At 37.6% G+C, this 20,647-nt stretch carries 21 protein-coding genes; 6 read left to right on the top strand and 15 right to left on the bottom strand.

Going from position 1 to position 20,647, the window contains the following annotated elements:
- The first annotated feature begins 55 nt into the window (after positions 1–55).
- Positions 56–508: a hypothetical protein gene (locus OVA16_RS00175; protein ID WP_267762840.1), complete on the top strand. Its 453-nt coding sequence runs from the start codon at positions 56–58 to the stop codon at positions 506–508.
- A gap of 153 nt (positions 509–661) precedes the next feature.
- Here OVA16_RS00175 and OVA16_RS00180 read toward each other — a convergent pair whose 3' ends face one another.
- The 3 genes from OVA16_RS00180 to OVA16_RS00190 form a co-directional block, all read right to left on the bottom strand.
- Complete coding sequence (locus tag OVA16_RS00180) at positions 662–1,168, bottom strand: FKBP-type peptidyl-prolyl cis-trans isomerase (RefSeq protein WP_267762841.1); 507 nt, start codon at positions 1,166–1,168, stop codon at positions 662–664.
- Positions 1,169–1,414: 246 nt separating this feature from the next.
- On the bottom strand, positions 1,415–1,987 hold the full coding sequence (locus OVA16_RS00185; RefSeq protein WP_267762843.1) for a hypothetical protein: 573 nt from the start codon (positions 1,985–1,987) through the stop codon (positions 1,415–1,417).
- Between the two features lie 36 nt (positions 1,988–2,023).
- Positions 2,024–4,030, bottom strand: a complete 2,007-nt coding sequence (locus OVA16_RS00190) for a thioredoxin domain-containing protein (protein ID WP_267762844.1) — start codon at positions 4,028–4,030, stop codon at positions 2,024–2,026.
- 151 nt (positions 4,031–4,181) lie between these two features.
- Here OVA16_RS00190 and OVA16_RS00195 point away from each other — a divergent pair, with 151 nt between their 5' ends.
- The 4 genes from OVA16_RS00195 to OVA16_RS00210 all read left to right on the top strand — a co-directional run bounded on the left by OVA16_RS00195 (position 4,182) and on the right by OVA16_RS00210 (position 8,085).
- The gene (locus OVA16_RS00195) at positions 4,182–5,156 is read left to right on the top strand and encodes a PDDEXK nuclease domain-containing protein (protein WP_267762846.1); all 975 of its coding nucleotides are present in this window, start codon (positions 4,182–4,184) and stop codon (positions 5,154–5,156) included.
- 48 nt (positions 5,157–5,204) lie between these two features.
- Complete coding sequence (locus tag OVA16_RS00200; RefSeq protein ID WP_267762848.1) at positions 5,205–6,302, top strand: mandelate racemase/muconate lactonizing enzyme family protein; 1,098 nt, start codon at positions 5,205–5,207, stop codon at positions 6,300–6,302.
- Between the two features lie 324 nt (positions 6,303–6,626).
- Positions 6,627–7,220, top strand: a complete 594-nt coding sequence (locus tag OVA16_RS00205; protein ID WP_267762850.1) for a GIN domain-containing protein — start codon at positions 6,627–6,629, stop codon at positions 7,218–7,220.
- A gap of 100 nt (positions 7,221–7,320) precedes the next feature.
- A complete protein-coding gene (locus OVA16_RS00210) occupies positions 7,321–8,085 on the top strand; it encodes a DeoR/GlpR family DNA-binding transcription regulator (protein ID WP_267762852.1) in 765 nt (254 codons plus the stop codon).
- Positions 8,086–8,095: 10 nt separating this feature from the next.
- Here the strand turns inward: OVA16_RS00210 and OVA16_RS00215 are convergent, their stop codons facing one another.
- Together OVA16_RS00215 and OVA16_RS00220 are read right to left on the bottom strand one after the other, a co-directional pair.
- Positions 8,096–9,031, bottom strand: coding sequence for a glycerophosphodiester phosphodiesterase family protein (locus OVA16_RS00215; protein ID WP_267762854.1), 936 nt, complete (start codon positions 9,029–9,031; stop codon positions 8,096–8,098).
- A 205-nt stretch (positions 9,032–9,236) separates the two neighbouring features.
- The gene (locus tag OVA16_RS00220) at positions 9,237–10,607 is read right to left on the bottom strand and encodes a dipeptidase (protein ID WP_267762855.1); all 1,371 of its coding nucleotides are present in this window, start codon (positions 10,605–10,607) and stop codon (positions 9,237–9,239) included.
- 133 nt (positions 10,608–10,740) lie between these two features.
- On the opposite strand from OVA16_RS00220, the gene OVA16_RS00225 reads away from it, so the two are divergent.
- Positions 10,741–11,697 carry a zinc dependent phospholipase C family protein gene (locus OVA16_RS00225; RefSeq protein WP_267762856.1) on the top strand — a complete coding sequence of 319 codons (957 nt, stop codon included), beginning with the start codon at positions 10,741–10,743 and terminating at the stop codon, positions 11,695–11,697.
- Between the two features lie 472 nt (positions 11,698–12,169).
- Here the strand turns inward: OVA16_RS00225 and OVA16_RS00230 are convergent, their stop codons facing one another.
- The 10 genes from OVA16_RS00230 to OVA16_RS00275 form a co-directional block, all read right to left on the bottom strand.
- Positions 12,170–12,847 carry a VTT domain-containing protein gene (locus OVA16_RS00230; protein ID WP_420712331.1) on the bottom strand — a complete coding sequence of 226 codons (678 nt, stop codon included), beginning with the start codon at positions 12,845–12,847 and terminating at the stop codon, positions 12,170–12,172.
- Between the two features lie 184 nt (positions 12,848–13,031).
- Positions 13,032–14,156 carry a DNA polymerase III subunit beta gene (gene dnaN, locus OVA16_RS00235; RefSeq protein ID WP_267762858.1) on the bottom strand — a complete coding sequence of 375 codons (1,125 nt, stop codon included), beginning with the start codon at positions 14,154–14,156 and terminating at the stop codon, positions 13,032–13,034.
- Positions 14,157–14,189: 33 nt separating this feature from the next.
- Complete coding sequence (gldG, locus tag OVA16_RS00240) at positions 14,190–15,896, bottom strand: gliding motility-associated ABC transporter substrate-binding protein GldG (RefSeq protein WP_267762860.1); 1,707 nt, start codon at positions 15,894–15,896, stop codon at positions 14,190–14,192.
- Positions 15,890–16,618 (bottom strand): gliding motility-associated ABC transporter permease subunit GldF, encoded by a 729-nt coding sequence (gldF, locus tag OVA16_RS00245; RefSeq protein ID WP_267762861.1) that lies wholly within the window; start codon positions 16,616–16,618, stop codon positions 15,890–15,892. Before gldF ends, gldG begins: the two co-directional genes overlap by 7 nt.
- A gap of 96 nt (positions 16,619–16,714) precedes the next feature.
- Entirely contained in the window at positions 16,715–17,368 is a 654-nt protein-coding gene (locus OVA16_RS00250; protein WP_267762862.1) for a porin family protein, read from the bottom strand.
- A gap of 121 nt (positions 17,369–17,489) precedes the next feature.
- The gene (locus tag OVA16_RS00255) at positions 17,490–18,020 is read right to left on the bottom strand and encodes a hypothetical protein (RefSeq protein ID WP_267762864.1); all 531 of its coding nucleotides are present in this window, start codon (positions 18,018–18,020) and stop codon (positions 17,490–17,492) included.
- Positions 18,021–18,145: 125 nt separating this feature from the next.
- Positions 18,146–18,688: a hypothetical protein gene (locus OVA16_RS00260; protein WP_267762865.1), complete on the bottom strand. Its 543-nt coding sequence runs from the start codon at positions 18,686–18,688 to the stop codon at positions 18,146–18,148.
- 306 nt (positions 18,689–18,994) lie between these two features.
- The gene (locus OVA16_RS00265) at positions 18,995–19,702 is read right to left on the bottom strand and encodes an ATP-binding cassette domain-containing protein (RefSeq protein WP_267762866.1); all 708 of its coding nucleotides are present in this window, start codon (positions 19,700–19,702) and stop codon (positions 18,995–18,997) included.
- A 4-nt stretch (positions 19,703–19,706) separates the two neighbouring features.
- Entirely contained in the window at positions 19,707–20,483 is a 777-nt protein-coding gene (locus OVA16_RS00270) for a glycerophosphodiester phosphodiesterase family protein (RefSeq protein WP_267762868.1), read from the bottom strand.
- Complete coding sequence (locus tag OVA16_RS00275) at positions 20,477–20,623, bottom strand: hypothetical protein (RefSeq protein WP_267762870.1); 147 nt, start codon at positions 20,621–20,623, stop codon at positions 20,477–20,479. The genes OVA16_RS00270 and OVA16_RS00275 overlap by 7 nt, the downstream gene beginning before the upstream one ends.
- Between the last annotated feature and the right edge of the window lie 24 nt (positions 20,624–20,647).

Here is a 20,647-nt window from a genome sequence, read left to right on the forward strand (position 1 = left end):
CTTTAGGATTGCTTCGTGCCTCGCAATGACGGCAGGAAAAAATATAATACACAAAATGAAAAAACTAACATTCCTATTTTTATTATTTATTGGCTTTGGTGTAAACAAAGCGCAAGCACAACACGATCCAAGCGACCAAATTTTATCTGCTAATTGGGATATAATTGGCGATGTAGAATTTAAAATGGCAAAAGACGATAGCGAAATGTACGCCATCTTTAATAACGATATTAAAAAAAGAGCGGGCAAACCATTTGAGTTAGAAGGCTATATTGTGCCTATTAAAGACGGCATGAAACAAACCAAGTTTATGCTTTCTACCTTGCCCATTAACCAGTGTTTCTATTGTGGTAAAAATGGTGTGCCTATTATGGTAGAAGTGCAATTGAAAGAGCCTACAAAGTTTACCTACCAAACCATTAAAGTAAAAGGCACTTTAAAATTGAGTACGGCAAATGCGCTAGATGCTTCGCCAATTTCTTTAATGAATGGTGTGGTAGTAAAGTAACGGAAACACATATAATTCGTCATTTCGAACGGCAGAGAGAAATCTGCAAATTTAACTTACAGATTTTTCTTCGTTCCTTGTAGAAATGACGGCAAAACACAAAAAAGTCCCTAGGCAAAACACCTAGGGACTTTTTTATATGTAAGCTAAATACTAGTGGCCCGAATGTCCGTCAACACCGTGTGCGTGGCCGTGGCTTAGCTCATCAGCTGTTGCTTCTCTTACTGTTAAAATTTTACCAGCAAAAATTAAGTTTTTACCAGCCATTGGGTGGTTTAAATCTACTGAAACAATCTCCTCGCCTACTGCCGTTACACCAGCACGAAATTGGTTACCTTGGTTATCTTGCAAAGGAATTACATCGCCAACGTTAGGCAATTCGGCACCGCCTTCTTTAAACATACCTACAGGTAAATCTACGTGAGCTCCTGGGTCAATCTCTCCGTAACCATCAGCAGCTGCTAACTCAAAACTATATTCATCGCCTACGGTTAAACCCGCTAAATGTTCTTCAAATTTTGGCAACATCATACCCACACCGTATAAAAATACTAGTGGATTTTCTTCAGTAGCTTTCTCTACAAAAACTTGGTTACCTTCTGGAGTTGTGGTATGTAGCTCGTAAGTAAGAGAAACTACCGTGTTAGATGTGATCTTCATTCTATATTATTTTATTTTATTGATTGATGGGGCATTATACGCATCATCATGATTTGATATTTATGCCGCCTCTAAATGCTCGGCAAATATAGCTTAATTATTAGGTTAACAAAAAGCAGGTGTTATTGTTGAAAGGATTATGAATTTAATATATCTTTCAGCGCTCAGACTTACGAAGTTTTAAACGGCGAAGCCCTCAGCTTCACATTTAAACAATAGAAGTTAAAGTTAAATTTCGTAAGTCTCTTAGTTACGCCTCCCACTTTTCATCATTTCGGTATACATTTCATCTAAAAAGCGTTGCTGCTCTTTGTTATCCTTAAAATATCTTTGGTAAAGCACGCTACAGCTTTGAACATCAACAATGTTATCTGGATTGAAAGACCAATCGTCTCTATTTTTAATAGCAATGCCGAGGTTGTCATCGCAGCTTTGCCACATCTCTATAAACCTATTGGTTTGGCTTTTATCTAACTTAGAAAAATCGGCGTACACAGTGAAGCCACGCATTTCAGAGTTAAAGAATTGAGAGATGGAAGTGATGGGAACTCCGCCCCAATTTATGGTTGCTCCTACAGGAAGATTTATAGCCGTTAGCTTACTTTCACTTAACATCTTATCTTGCTTCCCTTTTTTCAACCAGCTTTCTTCGTAAACCAATGTTGTACCTGCAGGCACTGCTATTTTTTTAACAATCAAAGGTTTGGTGGTTACGAAATACGGATAATCTGGCTTACCATTACCGCCTGTAGGGTTCATATTGCCAACACAACCAGTAAGTAATGCCGCAAATAAAAGTGGAAGCTTAGAAAATTTCATAGACGTTTTTTACAGTTATCTACAAACAAGATGCCACTATTTAATATGTTGCAAAGCCTCTTCTACGGTAGCTACGGGTAGCTGACAAGTCTTGTTTCTACACACATAAATTTTAGTTTGCTCGCTTTGCTTATGCTGCAATAAAGGCAATGTACTTTTTGTTCCCGCCAAAACAATTTTATTTGGGATATACTGTTGGTCTAGTTCCTTTTTAACTAATCTTAAATCTGTACCAGCAATAGCAATTTCGTTGATACCTTTAAGTTCATTTAGCAATTGAATACTCCAATTAGAATAGGCAGAACCATAAGCTTTGATACGAGGCAATACCGCTTTCAGCATAGCTGATGCTCTTTCTCTGTAAGCTTCATCATCAAAAAACAAACCCAATTTTTGTAAATTTTGCGCCATTACCGAATTAGAAGCAGGTATTACGTTATCCATCACTTCATGTTTACGGGCAATCAAGTTCTCGCCTTTGTTAGAAGTGTAGAAGAACATCACATTGTGCTCATCAGCAAAGTTTGATAAAACATAATCTGTAAGTTCTTTTGCTTCATTTAACCAAGCCTCGTTAAAATCAGTTTCATAAAGTGCAATTAAAGCTTCTATTAAAAAAGCATAATCGTCTAAAAAACCATTGATACTTGCTTTTCCATTTTTATAATTGCGATACAATCCGCCGTCTTCATCCATCAAATTATTAAGGATAAAACTAGCCGCTTTTTTAGCCTTTTCGTAATACTTGTTTTCATTTAAAACCTGAGCCGCATCTGTCAAAGCTTTAATCATTTGGGCATTCCAAGCGGTCAAACATTTATCATCTAATTCTGGTCTTACTCGCTCTGCTCTTTTTGCTAGCAACTTCAATTTCGCCTCTTCAATTGTAGCCTCAAAACCAGCCTCGTCTAAATTGTATTTTTGAATTAATGTTTCGTCCGAGAAATTGCGTCGTAGAATGTTAGTGTATTCTTCTTCCCAATTGCCATCTTCGGTAATATTAAAGTAATCCAACAATATCGGATTTGCACCAACTACAGCTTCAAAATCGGCTTTGCTCCAAACATAAAATTTACCTTCTACACCTTCGCTGTCAGCGTCTAAAGCAGCATAAAATAAGCCATCGGGCGATGTCATTTCTCTATCTATCCAATCTATAGTTTGCTTAATTACCGCAACATACGGTTCAAGCTTTAAACATTGATAAGCCTCGGCATATAAACTTATTAGCTGCGCATTATCGTAAAGCATCTTTTCAAAATGCGGCACGTGCCATTGTCCATCTACCGAGTAACGGGCAAAACCACCACCAATCTGGTCGTAAATACCACCTGTAGCCATCGCTTCTAGCGTAGTCATTACTTGCATCATCACAGCTTGGTCGTCTTTTAAAAATGCATAACGCAGCAAAAACGACCAGTTGTTGGGTAAAGGAAATTTTGGTGCTCTATTGTATCCGCCTTCAATTGGGTCGAAATTACGTTTCCAAGGCTCTACAATTTCTACCAGTTGCGCTTCGCTAAAGGTTAGTTCCTTATTACCTGCCTCTATCAGCTCTGCTTGCTGCAAACCTTCCGTTAATCGCTCTGCGTACTTTACCGCTTTTTCTGGTTCCTTTTCCCACAAATTTGCCAAGTTCAATAGAATATTAATCCAATCTGGCTTGCGGAAATAGGTTCCTCCGTAAATTGGACGTTGGTCTGGTAAGCAAATCGCATTTAACGGCCAACCTCCGTTGCCATTCATCAATTGCACAGCCATCATGTAAATTTGATCAATATCTGGGCGTTCTTCTCGATCTACCTTAATGCAAACAAAATGCTTGTTCATTACTTCGGCCACCTCATAGCTTTCGAAACTTTCGTGCTCCATTACATGGCACCAATGGCAAGCCGAATAACCTACGCTTACAATAATCAACTTGTTTTCATCTTTCGCTTTTTTTAGCGAAGTTTCGCTCCACTCGTACCATTCTACAGGGTTATAAGCATGTTGCAATAAATAAGGAGATGAGGCGTGGATAAGTGAATTAGGTTCTTGCATATTGTAAAGGTATAAGGTTTACGGCGTAAGCTATAAGGTTTTGAAAAAGTTTTTGTGAATAAATGCCTCTTTAAATTGGAGACTGAAAATTATCAAATTTAGGCTTGCGATTAGCTATCGTTTTTCTACTTTTAGGTAAATGTTGTGACCTATGGAATTAGCCGAAAATGTACTGTTTAACGCAATTAAAGAAATTATCGTTCAATCTAGATTGAGGGTATTTCGCATGGCTAACTCTGCGCTTTTAGAGTCTTATTGGCACATAGGAAAACTTATTGTTGAAGACGAGCAACAGGAGAAACATCGGGCAGATTATGGTAAAGCAACTTTAAAGGTTTTATCTAAGCAGCTAACGCTAGAGTTCGGTAAGGGATTTGATGAAAGCAATCTACGGAATATAAGGAGTTTTTATAGAGCATTTCCAATTCGTGACGCATTGCGTCACGAATTGAGTTGGACACATTACCGACTACTTTCAAGATTAGATAGTGAAGAAAAAAGAGATTATTATATTAAAGGTATCATCAGTAGCAATTGGAATAGTAGGGAACTTCAACGACAGATCAATTCATTATCTTTCGAAAGAACTTTGACTAATGCAAATTCGACAACACCTAACATCCAAGATTTTATTAAAGACCCATATATTTTCGAATTTTTAGGAATAAACCCAGAAGCTTCTACCACAGCAAGAAATTTAGAAACGGCAATTATAGACCATTTACAAAAATTCTTACTCGAATTTGGAAAAGGATTTGCATTTGTAGCCAGGCAACAGCACATTGTAACGGATACTTCCGACTTTTATATCGACCTTGTGTTTTACAACTATATCTTAAAATGCTTTGTCATCATCGATCTAAAAACTGGAAGTTTAAACCATCAAGATATTGGACAAATAGATATGTATGTAAGGATGTATGACGATTTGAAAAAAGATAAAGACGACAATCCAACAATTGGCATATTGCTGTGCTCTGAAAAAGATGAAACCATTGTAAAATACTCCGTGCTTAACGATAAAAACCAGCTTTTTGCTAGCAAATATCTTTTATACCTGCCAAAAGAGGAAGAGTTAAAAAACATTATAGAACAAGATAGACTTAGATTTGAATTAGACAATTAAACAGTAACAAATCTCTCATTACTCAAATCGCTATACGCAATACAAATTATGAAAATTACCCACACCGAAATTTATCGTTTTAGTATCCCGATGGAACCTTTTGTAATTGCCACCGGCACCATGCACTTTGCGCAAAACGTTTTGATAAGGATTTTTACCGATGCAGGTATTCATGGTAGCGGCGAATGCTCGGCTTTTCCAATGATTGTTGGCGAAACTCAAGAAACTTGCTTGGCAATGGCCAAAGACTTTGCTGCAATTTTAAAAGGGAAAGATCCATTGGATATTCCGGCGAGGATGGATGATTTGCTAGGCTACGCAGCTCACAACCCAACTATTAAAAGTGCTTTTGATATGGCGCTTTTTGATATTGCTGCTAAAAATACCAACCAACCACTGTATCAGTTTTTAGGCGGGCACAAGCGCACCATAGAAACCGATATGACTTTGGGTATTGGCACGCCAGAGCAAATGGCCGCAAAAGCCGTAGAACATGTAAATAATGGTTGTAGCATTATCAAAATTAAACTAGGAAAAAAAGTTAACGAAGATATTGAACGTGTAGCCGCCATTAGAAAAGCCGTGGGCGATGAAATTACTTTACGCTTAGATGCTAACCAAGGTTGGAGTTTTGATGATGCGCTTTTTGCTTTAACAGAACTAGAGAAATTTAATATCGAATTTTGCGAACAGCCTATGCGTACTTGGTTTGATGATAAACTTCCTGAACTAAATGTAAATTCTCCAATAGCGTTAATGGCCGATGAAAGTTGCTATAACCACCACGACGCAAGAAAACTCATCAACTCACAGTCTACAACTTTTTTGAATATCAAGTTTGCTAAATCTGGAGGAATTTTAGAAGCTCAGAAAATACATGAAGTTGCTTTACAAAACGGTGTAAAATGTATGATTGGAAGTATGCTCGAAAGCAGATTGGCGCTAACGGCCAATCTACACTTTGCCTTAGCTAGCCCTAATGTGGTGTATTTTGATTTAGATACTTGCCTACTCGGCCACTTGGTTGATCCCGTTGTTGGTGGCTTAACTTACCAAGGTTTTATGCTCGACGTGCCCGATACGCCAGGTATTGGTGCCGAAGCTGATGAGTTTTTCTTAGAAAAGTGTGAAAGTTGGGTTGTTTAGGAACCAGTTGGCAGTAGCCAGTTATCAGTTAAGTTGTAAGGAGCCATAACCTTCTAACATTTCAACTTTACAGCCTTCCTACTTTACACCTGTCTAACATTCCGTTAACAATCTACGAAGAGTTTCGGAGTTTTGTCGATAAAAATTGGGCGTTGGTCGATTACTCCTAATTTGCGTGCAACGCTTTGAAGTGGTTTGCGTCTTACTAACAAAACACAAATAAATTACGAACCGCCCCGTAATTAAATCATCATCAAAAACTCACAAATGATGATTTAATTATGGCAAGGAAAATTTGACCACTAAAAACAAAATCAACAACAAATGAAACAAAGAACTTCTTCGCTATTCGCTATCGGGATTTTAGCTTTAGCCCTTACCACATCTTCTGTTTATGCAAACAACGAAGTAAACGGCACCATTACCTACCGTACTACAGACCAAGCCGCCCCTAAAAAATTAGTTATTTCGGGCAATGTAGAAGTTACTTTAGTGCAAGACCACGACAGCAAAAAACTGTACACTAATGATGGTACAGCAAAAGCTAGAGTTTACGCAACAGACGATGCCATCTATGTTTCTACCAAGAAAAACAGCGAGACTGCAAAAATCACACTTTATGTGGGTAATGTTTACCGCGTAGATGTGGCCGGCAATGCAGTAGTAAATACCAAAAACACCCTAAATGCGCAACATTTACAAATCATTATCCAAGACAACGCCAAAGCAGAAATTAGCTCAAATACCGAAAGCTTATACACCAAACTAAGTAATGAAAGCGCTTTGAAATTAACAGGAAATACCCAATTACATGCGGTATCTACCAATGAGTTAGCCAGCTTAAACACCAAAAACTTTAAAGCTACCAAAACAGAAGTAGAGAAAAGAAATTCGGCAGATTACGCCAAGACAAAATAAGCATTACACACGCAAATGTGAGCGCTATATCGTTTAGGTATAGCGCTTTTTTTATGCAACGATAAATCTATATATTAGCAACTAACTTAATTGGGCGAGCATGAAAAATATTACGGATAGACACGAATATATTCTCCAGAAACTAAAGGAAGACGGTAAAGTAAACATCATAGAGCTTATTAATTTGATGAAAGTTTCGGGCGTTACCATACGCAAAGACTTGAAAATGCTTGAAGACAAAAACCTCTTATTTAGAACCAGAGGTGGGGGATCTATCAAAAACCCTTATGCCAGCGATAGGAGCATTTATGAAAAAGAATTAATTAATGCCGACGAAAAGCAACGCATAGCCAAAGCTGCGCTCAAACTTATCAAAAATACAGATTGCATTACCATTGGTTCTGGATCTACGGTATTTGAAATTGCACGGTTTTTAAATCCTACAGAACATATTACCGTAATTACACCCGCGTTAAAAGTTGGTTTAGAGCTAAGTAATAGAACTAATATTGAAGTATTGCAACTAGGAGGAATGATTAGAGCCAATTCATCGTCGGTAGCGGGCAACTTTGCCGAAAAAATATTGGAAGAAATTTCCTGTGGTATTTTATTTTTAGGTGTTGATGGCATTGACCTTGATTTCGGTTTTTCGATAACCAATTTAGCCGAAGCTGCACTAGACCAAAAGATGATTGAAACCGCACAAACAGTGGTAATATTAGCCGATAGCACCAAATTTGATAAGCGTGGCTTGGGCAAAGTTTGTACTTTCGATCAAGTGGCGTACGTAATTACCGACGATAAAGTACCTGACATTATCGTGCAACAAATTGAAGAAAAAGGAGTAAAAGTGATTATTGCGTAACGCAAATCAATTATATCTTTTCTTTTCCCAAATATTTATGTTGTGGTGTTTTCTTTGGTACACTATTTTTAATCGCATTGGCAACTTCTACAGGCAAATCTGATTCTAAAATATCTGCACCGCCTTTAAAAACATCAATATAAGCTTTAGCTCTTTCTTCGGGCGTAGCTAACTTATCATAAGTAGGCGCCGATGAAATCATTACCATTACTCCTTTATCTTGCAAAAGCTTCATCAGCTCCTTATTTTCAGGCGTATATTCTGGCCCTATATAAGCAATAATACTTTCCCAAGGGATATTTGCCTTAACATATTCATCATAAGCTTTCTTCGTTTTAATATGTACAGAAAGCATCCAGTTTGGATTTTGATCTAGATAGAAACGAGCTTGTTTGGCATTATGAACCGTTAACATCACAGCTTCATTGTTACATTCTTTCAAAATACGAGCCGTTATTTCTAAAGGCACATCTTTTTTATCTAAATTCATTACCGTACGTCCCTTGCTCCATAAAATCGCCTCTTTTAAAGTTGGTATTTTAGCATCGGTTACATTTCCTTCCGGATCTTTAAGCCGCAATTTCTGTAATTCGGCATAAGTATAATCCGATAATTTGCCTTTACCATTTGTGGTGCGTTCTAAGGTAGCATCGTGCATTAACACAGCTACGCTATCTTTGGTTAGTCTAGGATCTATTTCAAAAAAAGACGGCATATATTTTAAGGTATTGGCAAAAGTTTCCATGGAGTTTTCTGGAAAGCCTTTGGTCATACCGCCCCGGTGCCCGCTAATAATTGGAAAGTTATTTTTCCCATGTTTAAAGAAAGCTTTCAGTTCTTTTACATCTTTAAATTTAAGCACATTGATTTCCTTTTTTTGAGCAAACGCCTCAAAAGAACACCAGCAACTTAATAATAGTAGCAGTTTGTTAATAGAAAATTTCATTGTTATGTTGCTGTGTAAAGTACAAATATCAATTACTGGTATAAAGAAACAGAGAAGTTGCTGTCTTCGTCATTTTCCTCTAGCACCTCATTCTTTTTAGGGATAAAAATACTTAGGCAAAGTAAACTCCACTTTAAAAAGCGGTTAACATAAAAAAACCTCCAAACTTTACAGCAAGGAGGTTTCAAATGCGAGTTAAATGAATCTATTTATTCAATTCCGCAAAGTATTTATGGAACAAAGGCAAAGTTTCTATTCCTTTGTAATAGTTATAAATGTCGTATTTTTCGTTTGGCGAGTGTAGTGCATCACTATCTAAACCAAAGCCAAACAATACCGATTTAATACCCAATACATCTTCAAACAATGCTACAATTGGAATACTGCCACCGCCACGAGTAGGAATTGGCTTTTTACCAAAACTATCTTCAATAGCTTTTTCGGCAGCACGATAGGCAACGCTATCTGTTGGCGTTACCACCGGCTCGCCACCATGATGAGGCGTTACCGTAACTTTTACTCCTTTTGGCGCAATCTTTTCAAAGTGTTTGGCAAAGATCTCACTAATTTCGTCCGAATTTTGGTTAGGCACCAAACGCATAGAAATTTTAGCATTGGCCTTGCTTGGCAATACCGTTTTAGCGCCTTCGCCAATGTAGCCGCTCCAAATACCATTTACCTCTAAAGTTGGTCTTGTACCAGTACGCTCTAAGGTAGAATAGCCTTTTTCGCCCCACTCGGCATCAATAGCTAAATCTTTTTTATATTCTTCCAAATCAAATGGCGCAGAGTTTAATGCTGCTTTTTCGGCATCGCTTAACTCAACAACCTTATCGTAAAATTCTGGAATAGTGATGTGGTTATTCTCATCGTGCAAAGAGGCAATCATTTTACAAAGAATAGTAGCTGGATTAGCCACTGCACCGCCATAAACGCCAGAGTGTAAATCTCTATTTGGGCCTACCACTTCAACTTCCATATAAGCCAAACCACGCAATCCCGTTTCTATCGAAGGGTTTTCCATACTGATCATCGAAGTATCAGAAATCAAAACCACATCAGCTTTTAAGCGCTCTGTATTTGCTTTCACGAAAATACCAAGATTTGCAGAGCCCACTTCTTCTTCGCCCTCGATCATGAATTTTACGTTACAAGCCAAGGTATTGGTTTGCATCATCAGCTCAAATGCTTTAACGTGCATATAAAATTGGCCTTTATCATCGCAAGCACCGCGAGCATAAATTTTACCATCACGTACGGTTGGTTCAAATGGAGGCGTGTGCCATAATTCCAACGGATCTGCTGGTTGTACATCATAGTGCCCGTAAATTAAAACCGTTGGCAAACTAGCATCTATAATTTTTTCGCCATACACAATTGGGTAGCCTGCAGTTTCGCAAATCTCTACGTTATCTGCTCCAGCATCTTTCAATTTCTGAGCAACAAAATCGGCAGTTTTCAATACATCGCCTTTAAACTTAGGGTCGGCACTTACCGAAGGAAAACGCAACAACTCAAAAAGCTCGTCTAAAAAACGTTGCTTGTTATCTTCTACATATTTCTTTATCTCTTGCATAAGATTTATATTTTGCTGCAAATATAGGGATTTTGAAAAGAGCTAACGATTTAAAACACCGATAAAAAACTTATGATACTGACCTAACAAAGCTTGGTTTTTATTACTTTTACCTATCATAAAATATGATTTCATGAAAAAGCTTGTTATATATCTGTTGCTTATTTGCGTTGCTGTGGTGTGTTCGTCGTGGGGCTTTTTTTCGCATAAGCGGATAAACCAATTGGCTATTTTTACTTTGCCCGAAGGGATGGTTGGTTTTTACAAGAACAACCACAAATACATTACCGAACACGCCGTAGACCCCGATAAACGACGTTATGCAGATACCGCCGAAGCACCTAGACATTTCATTGATGTAGAAAACTACGAAAGCAACATTGACAGCATACCCGAAAAATGGAACGATGCCGTAAAAAAATATGGCGAAAAACATCTCGCTAAAGAAGGTATTGTGCCTTGGCACATACAACGGGTTTATTACAACTTGGTTAGGGCATTTAAGGAACGCGACTCGGCAAGAATTTTGCGTTACTCTACCGATCTTGGGCATTACATAGGCGATGCACACGTACCCTTGCACACCACACGCAACTATAATGGGCAGCTCACTAACCAAACTGGCATACATGGCTTTTGGGAAAGCAGGGTGCCGGAGCTTTTCTCGAAAGACTATAATCTCTTAGTGGGCAAAGCCAGCTACATAGAAGACCCACTTAAAGAGGCATGGAAAATTGTAAAAAACTCGCATACGATGGTAGATACCGTACTTAGCTTTGAAAAAAAACTAAGTGAAACTTTTCCGGCAGACCAAAAGTATGATTTCTCTATGCGTGGAAAAAACGTAATGAAACAATATTCCGTAGCCTACACCAAAGCTTATCAAGATATGATGAATGGCATGGTAGAGCGACAAATGAAGTCATCAATTATTAAGGTAGGCTCGTTTTGGTACTCTGCCTGGATAGACGCCGGCCAGCCCGATTTGAGAAATATGATTAGAATTGAAGCTACCATTGAAGATAAAAAACAAACAGAAAAGATAGACCAAAAGTACCAAGAAGGTAAAATTATTGGCAGGGAGTTTTAACTGGAATTGGGTTAATTGGTTAACTGTTGAACTGGTTAATTGCGACCGCTAAGCCAATCATTAATTTAAGGAACTTTATGTCAGTCTGAGCTTGTCGAAGACTTTTTCTAGCAGTCGAAAACCCCAAAATATTTGTCCTTCGACAGGCTCAGGATGACAATATTCTAGGTTTTTCTCTTTAACTTAATGAACATTAATTGCTACACTTTACGATGTGCTGATAGTTAATGATTAAAACTCTCAGCCAATTAATAGTTAACGAATTATGGGTCTTAATCTTGACTAACTGACCCTGAAATAAATTCAGGGTGACTGTACGAGCAGTTCATCATGCTGAATTTATTTCAGCATCAGCTTTTAGGTTTATTTTTGAAAATCACATTTTCGGTATAAACATTTAACTTTCTGATAAACAGTTAAAAACATCCATAACTAACGTAAGTTAACCGATTAAACAAATCAACGATTAAACCTACTTAATTTCTTCTTCTATTTGTTGCTCCACAGGTTTTTTAGAGAAAAGCGATTTGAGAGCTCCATAAATTACTGGCACAAAAGTACCTACGGCAATAATCAATACTAAGATTTCGAAATTCTTTTCTACAAAAGGAATTTTACCTAATAAATAGCCGGCAAACAACAAACTGGCAATCCAACCAATACCACCTACAATGTTATAAAATTGAAATTTACCTATAGACATTCTGGCTGCACCAGCCACAAACGGCGCAATGGTTCTTACAATTGGTAAAAAACGGCTAAAAACAATTGCTTTTGCTCCGTGTTTCTCGAAATACGCATGAGACTGATGGTAATATTTTAGCTTTAAAATTTTATTATTTTCCTTAAAAACCTTAATACCAAAATACTTACCTAATTGATAATTAAGCGAATTGCCTAAAATAGCCGCAGCAATTAGTATCAGGAGCATAAACCAAATGTTTAAACCTGTTCCTTCGCCAGCAACCAAGGCGCCCACGGCAAACAACATCGAATCTCCAGGTAAAAATGGCGTTACTACAAATCCTGTTTCTGCAAAAATAATCATGAATAGAATGAGGTAAGTCCACGTTCTATACTCTTGCATAATTTGCTCTAAAGTATCTTTTGTATTGGTAAGTAGCTGTACAAGTAAATCGAAAAATTCCACTGTTTTTTATTTTTTCACAAAAGTAAGGATATCGTTTAGATAAACACCTAATTTTTAAAATATGACTGCAATTAAATAAAAATGTCCCGATTTGGTCGGGACATTTTTATTTAAAGTTGCGGGTTATGAGTTACGTGTTATGGGACTAGACTGATAACCCAGAACTCATAACCCGTAACAAGTTTTAATAACTATTATTCAACATTACCGGCATTACCAACATCAATACATCCTCATTTTCATCGTTAGTTTGAGGAATCAACAAACCTGCTCTGTTTGGCGTAGAAAGTTCTAAAGTAACTTCTTCGCCACTTAAATTGTTTAACATTTCAATTAAGAAACGGGCGTTGAAACCAATTTCTAAATCTTCGCCATCATATTGGCAGCTTAAACGCTCGTGAGCTTCGTTAGCAAAATCTAAATCTTCGGAAGAAATATTTAACTCGCTACCGTTAATTTTTAAACGAACCTGGTGTGTAGTTTTATTAGCAAAAATAACTACCCTACGTAACGTATTTAAGAACAAAGCCCTATCAATTACCAATTTATTAGGGTTATTTGCAGGTATTACTGCTTCGTAATCTGGGTAACGCTCATCAATTAAACGGCAAATTAAATTGATATTTTCGAACTTGAAAAATGCACTGGTAGCGTTGTAATCAACCGATACATTTACATCGGTATTTGGTAAAGCAGCCTTTAACAAGGTCAATGCTTTTTTAGGCAAAATAAACGAAGAAGCTTTCTCAGCCTTGCTATCATTTCTTCTATAACGTACTAATTTATGTGCATCTGTAGCTACAAAAGTGATATTTTGCGGAGACAATTGGCAAAACACACCAGTCATTGCCGGGCGAAGTTCATCGTTACTTACTGCAAAAATGGTTTTGGTTATTGCTTCACTTAAAACCGTTGCTGGTAAATTAACCGAAGAGGCATTGTCTACCACCGGAATTTTAGGAAAATCATCACCATTTTCGCCACTTAACTTATATTTTCCGTCGCCTGCACTAATCTCTATAGCAAAATTATTATCATCTACATGAAAAGTAATAGGCTGATCTGGCAAGGTTTTCAACGTATCTAACAAAATTCTAGATGGAACCGCAACCTTACCTTCTTCCTTAGATTCTACAGGCAAAGAAGTGGTCATGCTAGTCTGTAAATCGGTTGCAGAGATAGTTAAATTTCCCTCTTTAATTTCAAACAGGAAATTTTCCAAGATAGGCAATACCGTGCTGCTACTCGAAGCACCATTAACGGTTTGTAAATGTTTTAATAATGTCGATGTGGATACTATAAATCTCATAGCTTGTTTTATATAGACTCAAAAGTATGAAAATTACCTTGCATACTTGTGCTTGCGGTAATAATGTTGAAAAATTGCAAAACATATTAACAACGCAATTGGCAATACCGTATTTACCAATTGCCACTTCGTTTTTTCTGTACGCACCAAGGTTTTATCCAATGGCCTTATGGTAACTTCTTTATTTCGCAGTGCGATTAAATTATCTTCGTTTGTAAAATAATCTACAATATTGAGCAGCAGCGCTTTGTTACCAAAATTTTGCTGCGTATACCTATCAAAACCAAGTGGAAAAGGCGAGCCATCTGCCGCCACTTGGTTACGGAAAATATCGCCATCGCCCAAAACGATCATTTTGGTGGGTTTACTTTGCGCAGGCAAATTAAATTTCTCTGTAATACCTTCGGGTATTGGCCTATTTAAAAATACCGATTTAAAATTACCTTCTAATAACACCCCCACGCTTTTAGGCACACTAGTAAACGCCTTCTGCGTAGGTTCTTCTTCTACCATTTGCAGGTTAAACATTTTAGGAGAAGTGTAAACCTTATTGTAAGGCGATGTGGTTAAAATGATCCGCTTGTTCACATTTTTACTCCCAATAGTATCTACGGTGCTCGCAAATTCAGCTTTAATATTATCCAAATTCTTAACTACGTTATTGCTGGTATCGGGCAATAAAATTGGATAATACAACCACGGCGCCATCTGTATATCGCCCCTTGGTCCACCAGTAGCTATCGGTATTTCTGCACAATTTACATCCGCAATAATATCATAGTTTACACGAGCGCCGTACTCAAACAGCATATCGTCTAAATTAAGATTGTTGTTGGCAGCCATAAAAGATCTTCCGCTACGCAAACTATCCAGCTCCATACGTACCTGATCTATAGACCATAACACATGGCCGCCCTTCATCACAAAATAATTGATTTTGTATTTCTGCGCTTCCGTAAATATCTTTAAAGGCTTGGCAATTACCAACATTTTTAAACTATCTAAACCTTGCTTGGTAATAGAATCTAAGTTTACCCTACCCACCACATAACTATCAGCAAGCGCACTCATAGCATCAAATAAGTAAGCATCGCTCAGCTCTCCATTGCCTTCGGTAAAACCTATACGTGGGTTGTAACCAGAAATAACCTTTTTTAAGGATGAAGTAAATACATACTCCAAATTTTTGATGGAGTTATTGATGTTTTCCTCATAATTTGAAGCTTCGCCCCCTAAGTTTTGAAGCAATTTAACAGGCATACGCTTGCCATTGCTTTCTATTAAAGCCATCGGGAACACCAACTTTTCGGCAAATCCTGCATCGGTTTTAATATTGATATTGGTAGGTTTAATGCCCACTTGGTACAACTGCTGCATTACCGTATCCTGTTCTGTTGCAGTTAACCCAGATATTGGATCTACAAAAACCACCTTAAAGTTTACATTAGCATAAGCCTTGTAATCGGCTAACATATCTTTAGTGGCGTTACGCAAGCGTTTAAAAGCTGCCGGCATATCTCCGTCTAAAAAAACGGTTACCAAAACATCATGCTTGTTGCTCTTTAAAACTTCTTTAGTTTTTTCGGTAAGCGTAAAGCGTTTTTCTTTGGTAAAATCTATTCTGGTGTAAACAAACTGAGCCAAAACATTTATTAGCACCAATACCAAAACGAACAGCGAAAATCTAAGCCATCTAGTCTTTACTCCTTGTTCTTTGTTCCTTGCTCCCTTACCTACCATTTTCTACCTCCTATTGCCAACTTGGTTAAACCTAAAAACAAGGCCACAAAAGTGATGAAATAAACCAGATCTCTAGTGTCTAAAACTCCTCTACTGATAGATTGGTAATGCTCGTTAATCCCTAGATTTACTAAAGAGGTTGCTAAGCTTTCCAAAGCGGTAATTTTACTTAGCGAATCGAAACCACTGTAAGCAAAAAAGCACAAAAATACCGCTACCGCAAAAGCAATGATCTGATTTTTTGTAATGGACGAAGCAAAAACGCCGATGGCCGTAAACGCACTCCCTAACAAGAACAAGCCTATGTACGAACCAATTACCGCTCCAGCATCTATATTTCCTTTGGGCAAACCTAATTGCGAAATGCTGTAGTAGTACACCAAAGTGGGCAGCAAAGAAAAAAGTACCAAAACCATACAGGCCAAATACTTGGCCAAAATAATTTGCATATCAGTAAGTGGCCGTGTAGCTAACAACACATAAGTGCCTTCTTTTCTTTCTTCGGCAAAAGAACGCATAGTAATGGCCGAAATAAGGAACATAAACAGGTAAGGAACTAAGCTAAAGAAACCATCCATTTCGGCATAGCCGTACTCTAAAATAGAGGTATCTGGAAAAAACCAAAACATTAAACCACAGGCCAGCAAAAATATGCCAATGGTAATGTAGGCCATAGCCGAACTGAGGAAACTGAATAATTCTCTTTTAAATACTGCTAACATGCTTTGGTATAGGATTGCCGAAGTTATACAATATCTGTTAAAACAAAAAAGCCCTTCCGAAAAATCGGAACGGCTTTAATTATTTTTTATTTCTTCTTAGAAGTTGAAGCCTAGGCCAACAGAGAAAACTTTGTTTTTGGTAGTGCCTTCGCTACTATTTTCTGTAGTGCTTAACCCTAAGCCATAGCCTGCGTGCAAATTTAGTCCATTGCTCAGTTTATATCCACCTAAGAAATTTAAACCAAACTCCATTCTTTTTAACTGCCCTTCCTCAGAACCAAATTCAGCATCTAATTTTTGATCTCCAGCTTTCATATTGGCAGACAAAGCATAAGCCGCATAAGGACCTGCACCTACAAAAAACTTTCCGGTGCCTGCATTAAAGTTTGCTAATAGATTTAAAGGAAGTTCTAAATAAGAATAATTAAACGTAACAGCATCAACTCCATCCAATTCTTCTGGATCAACACCAATTTGTTCCACCATTTCACTAAGGTCGAATTTACCGCCTTTACCTACATAGGTTAAGCCTGGTTGAAAAGAGAAAATAGGTGAAATGTTAATATCTGCTATACCACCTACATAAAACGATGTTTTAGATGAAGTATTTACCGAAATACCCATCGAAGAAAGAGTAATACTTGGAAAAGCAACACCAGCTTTAACTCCAAAAGAAACAGGTTTGTCTTGAGCGTTAACAGCAGTGGTTAAACCAGCTGCGAGCGTTAATAATAGAAAAATTTTTTTCATTTTAATTTGATTATTTTTTTGATTGTTAATTAATTAGATGCAAAACTATAAATTTAGTACAAATAAAAAAGCCCAATTTTAAAAAACAGGGCTTTCATTATAATATTTTATAATTTATTGCTTATAGGCCGAACGCATAAGCCAATCTTAAGCCTACAAAAGATGAAGAACCATCTTTGGACCAAGTTTCATAACGTACACCAAAATCTAAGCTTGATTTATCTGCCAATGAAAATGAAGCGCCTAAGCTAGGAGCATAAGCAAATGCAGTACCCATTCCTTCTTCTGTGGCAATTGCAGCACCTAATTCTGCAGCACCATAAAAGTTACCACCAAAGTAGTATTTACCACCTGCTTTCACTGGAATGAAGCCATAGCTAGTCTTTCCGCCAAACGCTTTAACTGCATCTTTTGTGTCTCCCGTTAACATGTTAGATAAATAACCTGCAGAACCAGTAATGTTAAATGATTTTGCAACTGGGTGCTCATACTGCAAAGATCCTCCTACAATCATATTGTCTTCAGAACCTTCTCCTGTAGGAAAACCAAATTCAGCACCAATGCTTAATTTTCTAACTGCACCTTCTGTTTGCGCATTAGCAGCTAAACCTAAGCCAGCCACAAGAGCAAATGATAATAATAATTTTTTCATTTTAAGTAATTTAAATTTGTTTTAATGATTAATAATCGCTCCAATAGAAGCAACAATACTGCCAATCGTTACAAAAGCACATCAAAAAAATTACAAACAAATGAAAATCAGCGAAATATTTTTTACTACAAACCAAAAACGTAGCCTAATTTTAAACCAATAAAACTAAAACTTGTGGTTTTTAGTGTAGAAGTTGCCCCATAACTGGCATTTGTCCAAGCTTCGTAACGCAAACCAAATTCTAGTTTACTATTCGAGCTGCTTGTTTTAATATAGGTTCCAAACCCTGGCGACCAAATGAAGGAAGTTTTAGAGGCGCCGCCGACATGAAAAGCAGCTCCCGCTTGTCCTTCTATATAAAAATCTTGGCTTGGGTAATGCTTAAAACCCAGCTTAACTGGCACAGCTGCTATGTTCGCTAATTTAGTCCCTAATTTTCTTTTGGTTAAAAACAGGTTATAACCTCCATTAGCGGTAATGGCATACCTATCGGCAATGCCAATTTCGGCTTTTATAGCGCCACCAAAGCCCACACCACTAATGCTAGAAGCATTGCCAGTAGGCAGGTTAATTTCTGGAGCCAAACCAATTTTGATTTGTTGAGCCTGCACATTAAACGAAAGTAGTGCAGCTACAAAAAACACAGCAATGAATAGCTTAAATTTCATATCAATGGGTAAACTTAAAGTGGATTTCTTAAATAACGTGAGTTCGGGTTAAGTATTTTTACAATTCTTGAGAAATTCGCATTGAACGTATTTTTTTTAGCTCGCCGCCGCTGGGCTCTTACTTTTTGACCGCAAAAAGTAACAAAAACTCTCGGCTGCTTATTTTTCTTTCAAAGAAAGTGCTTTGGCTTATTGCTGCGACCCGAAAATAAGAGACCGAAAATTAGCTGAACGAAGATTTGATGCGCTATCGCTAGCAAATAGCATAATTTTCTTATCCCCGAACTCACGTTAAATAGCAATTAATTATTTCGTTAATTTTTTAAAAATATCTTCCAAAGAAGCACCAGAATGTTCTTTTTTAAGATCAGCAATAGAAGCATTGGCTACCAAAATACCCTTGTTAATGATAATGACATCATCGCAAAGCGCTTCTACTTCTTGCATGATATGTGTAGAAATAATTACGGTTTTATCCTTACCTAAGTTTTTAATCAATGCCCTAATATCGGCTAACTGATTAGGATCTAAACCCGATGTTGGCTCATCCAAGATCAGCACCTGCGGTTGGTGGATAATGGCTTGTGCCAAACCTACCCGCTGCTTGTAACCTTTAGATAGCATCCCGATTTTTTTGTGCTGTTCTTGCGTTAAACCAACTAGCTTAATTACTTCTTCTACCCTTTGCGATCTATTCTTTAGCCCGTAAGTTTCGGCAACAAAGCCTAAAAACTCACGAACATACATATCCATATACAAAGGGGTATTTTCTGGCAGGTAGCCAATCAGTTTTTTAATTTGTAACGACTCTAATTGGATGTCTTTACCAGCAATTTCGGCTTGGCCAGCAGTAGGCTGCAAATAACCAGTCAGCATTTTCATGGTGGTAGATTTACCCGCACCATTTGGGCCTAAAAAACCTAATATACGCCCAGGCTTTGCTTCAAAACTAATTTGGTTTACGGCCTTTTGCTCGCCATAATGTTTGGCTAAATTTCTTACTACTACACTCAAAATATTATCGCTTTAAGTTTCTTAAATGCAACTGTTTTTCGTTACGATAGGCATCTAATTGCTCGCCGGCTAACACTATATCATCGGTAGAAAGCACATCGGCACCATTGGCTACCAAATTGCGATATACTTGTCTGTTTTTATTTGCCCTTGCACTCCTATCCAAGTTGCCCATGGTACCTAAAATAGTACTAATGCCTTTGCTGTTTAGATATTTATAAAGGCTTTGATTTGGTTCGGCAACACCCACAAAGGCAACAATCTTATCATTGGGCACACCCATTTGGTTCAAACGCTCTAAATCTTCGGGGCTTTTTACTGTTGCCGAAATCATCAAATCTGGTGCTAACTCGTGTACCTTTGCCGCCTGGTTAGCGTTATAAGTAATGATGATGGAATTAGTTTCTGATTTAGTTTTGCGCACCGCAGCAATAATGCTCTCGTAGGGCACTCCCCTCTTGATATCAATAGTGAAAAGCACCTTATTTTTGCCCCAACGTAATACTTCTTCTAGTGTAGGAATTTTAAAATCGGTTACTTCTCCATCGTCGTCTTTTAACGTAAACTTTTGTAGCTCGCTGTAAGTATATGACGAAACTGAGCCTGTACCCGTAGAAGTTCGGTCTAGTTTATCGTCATGCATAATTACTAAGGCAGAGTCTTTACTTAAAGCCACATCAAACTCAATAATAACAGGCTGGTAAGTAGTGGCATTCTCAAAAGTTTCGATAGCATTTTCTGGAAAACCCGCCATTGGGCCACCTCGATGCGCACTTAACAATGGGTAAGGCCTTGTTTTTCTATTAAAAAAGCTTGAAATTCTTTAGCCGTTTTAAAGCTGATGTAATGATGTTTAGCTGGCGCAATGCAGGCAAGCCCAGCTAATGCAATAGCTAAAAATAAGAGTTGTATTTTTTTCATCTTTTTGTTTTTTTAACGATGATG

Source organism: Pedobacter sp. SL55 (assembly GCF_026625705.1).
Lineage (GTDB): Bacteria > Bacteroidota > Bacteroidia > Sphingobacteriales > Sphingobacteriaceae > Pedobacter.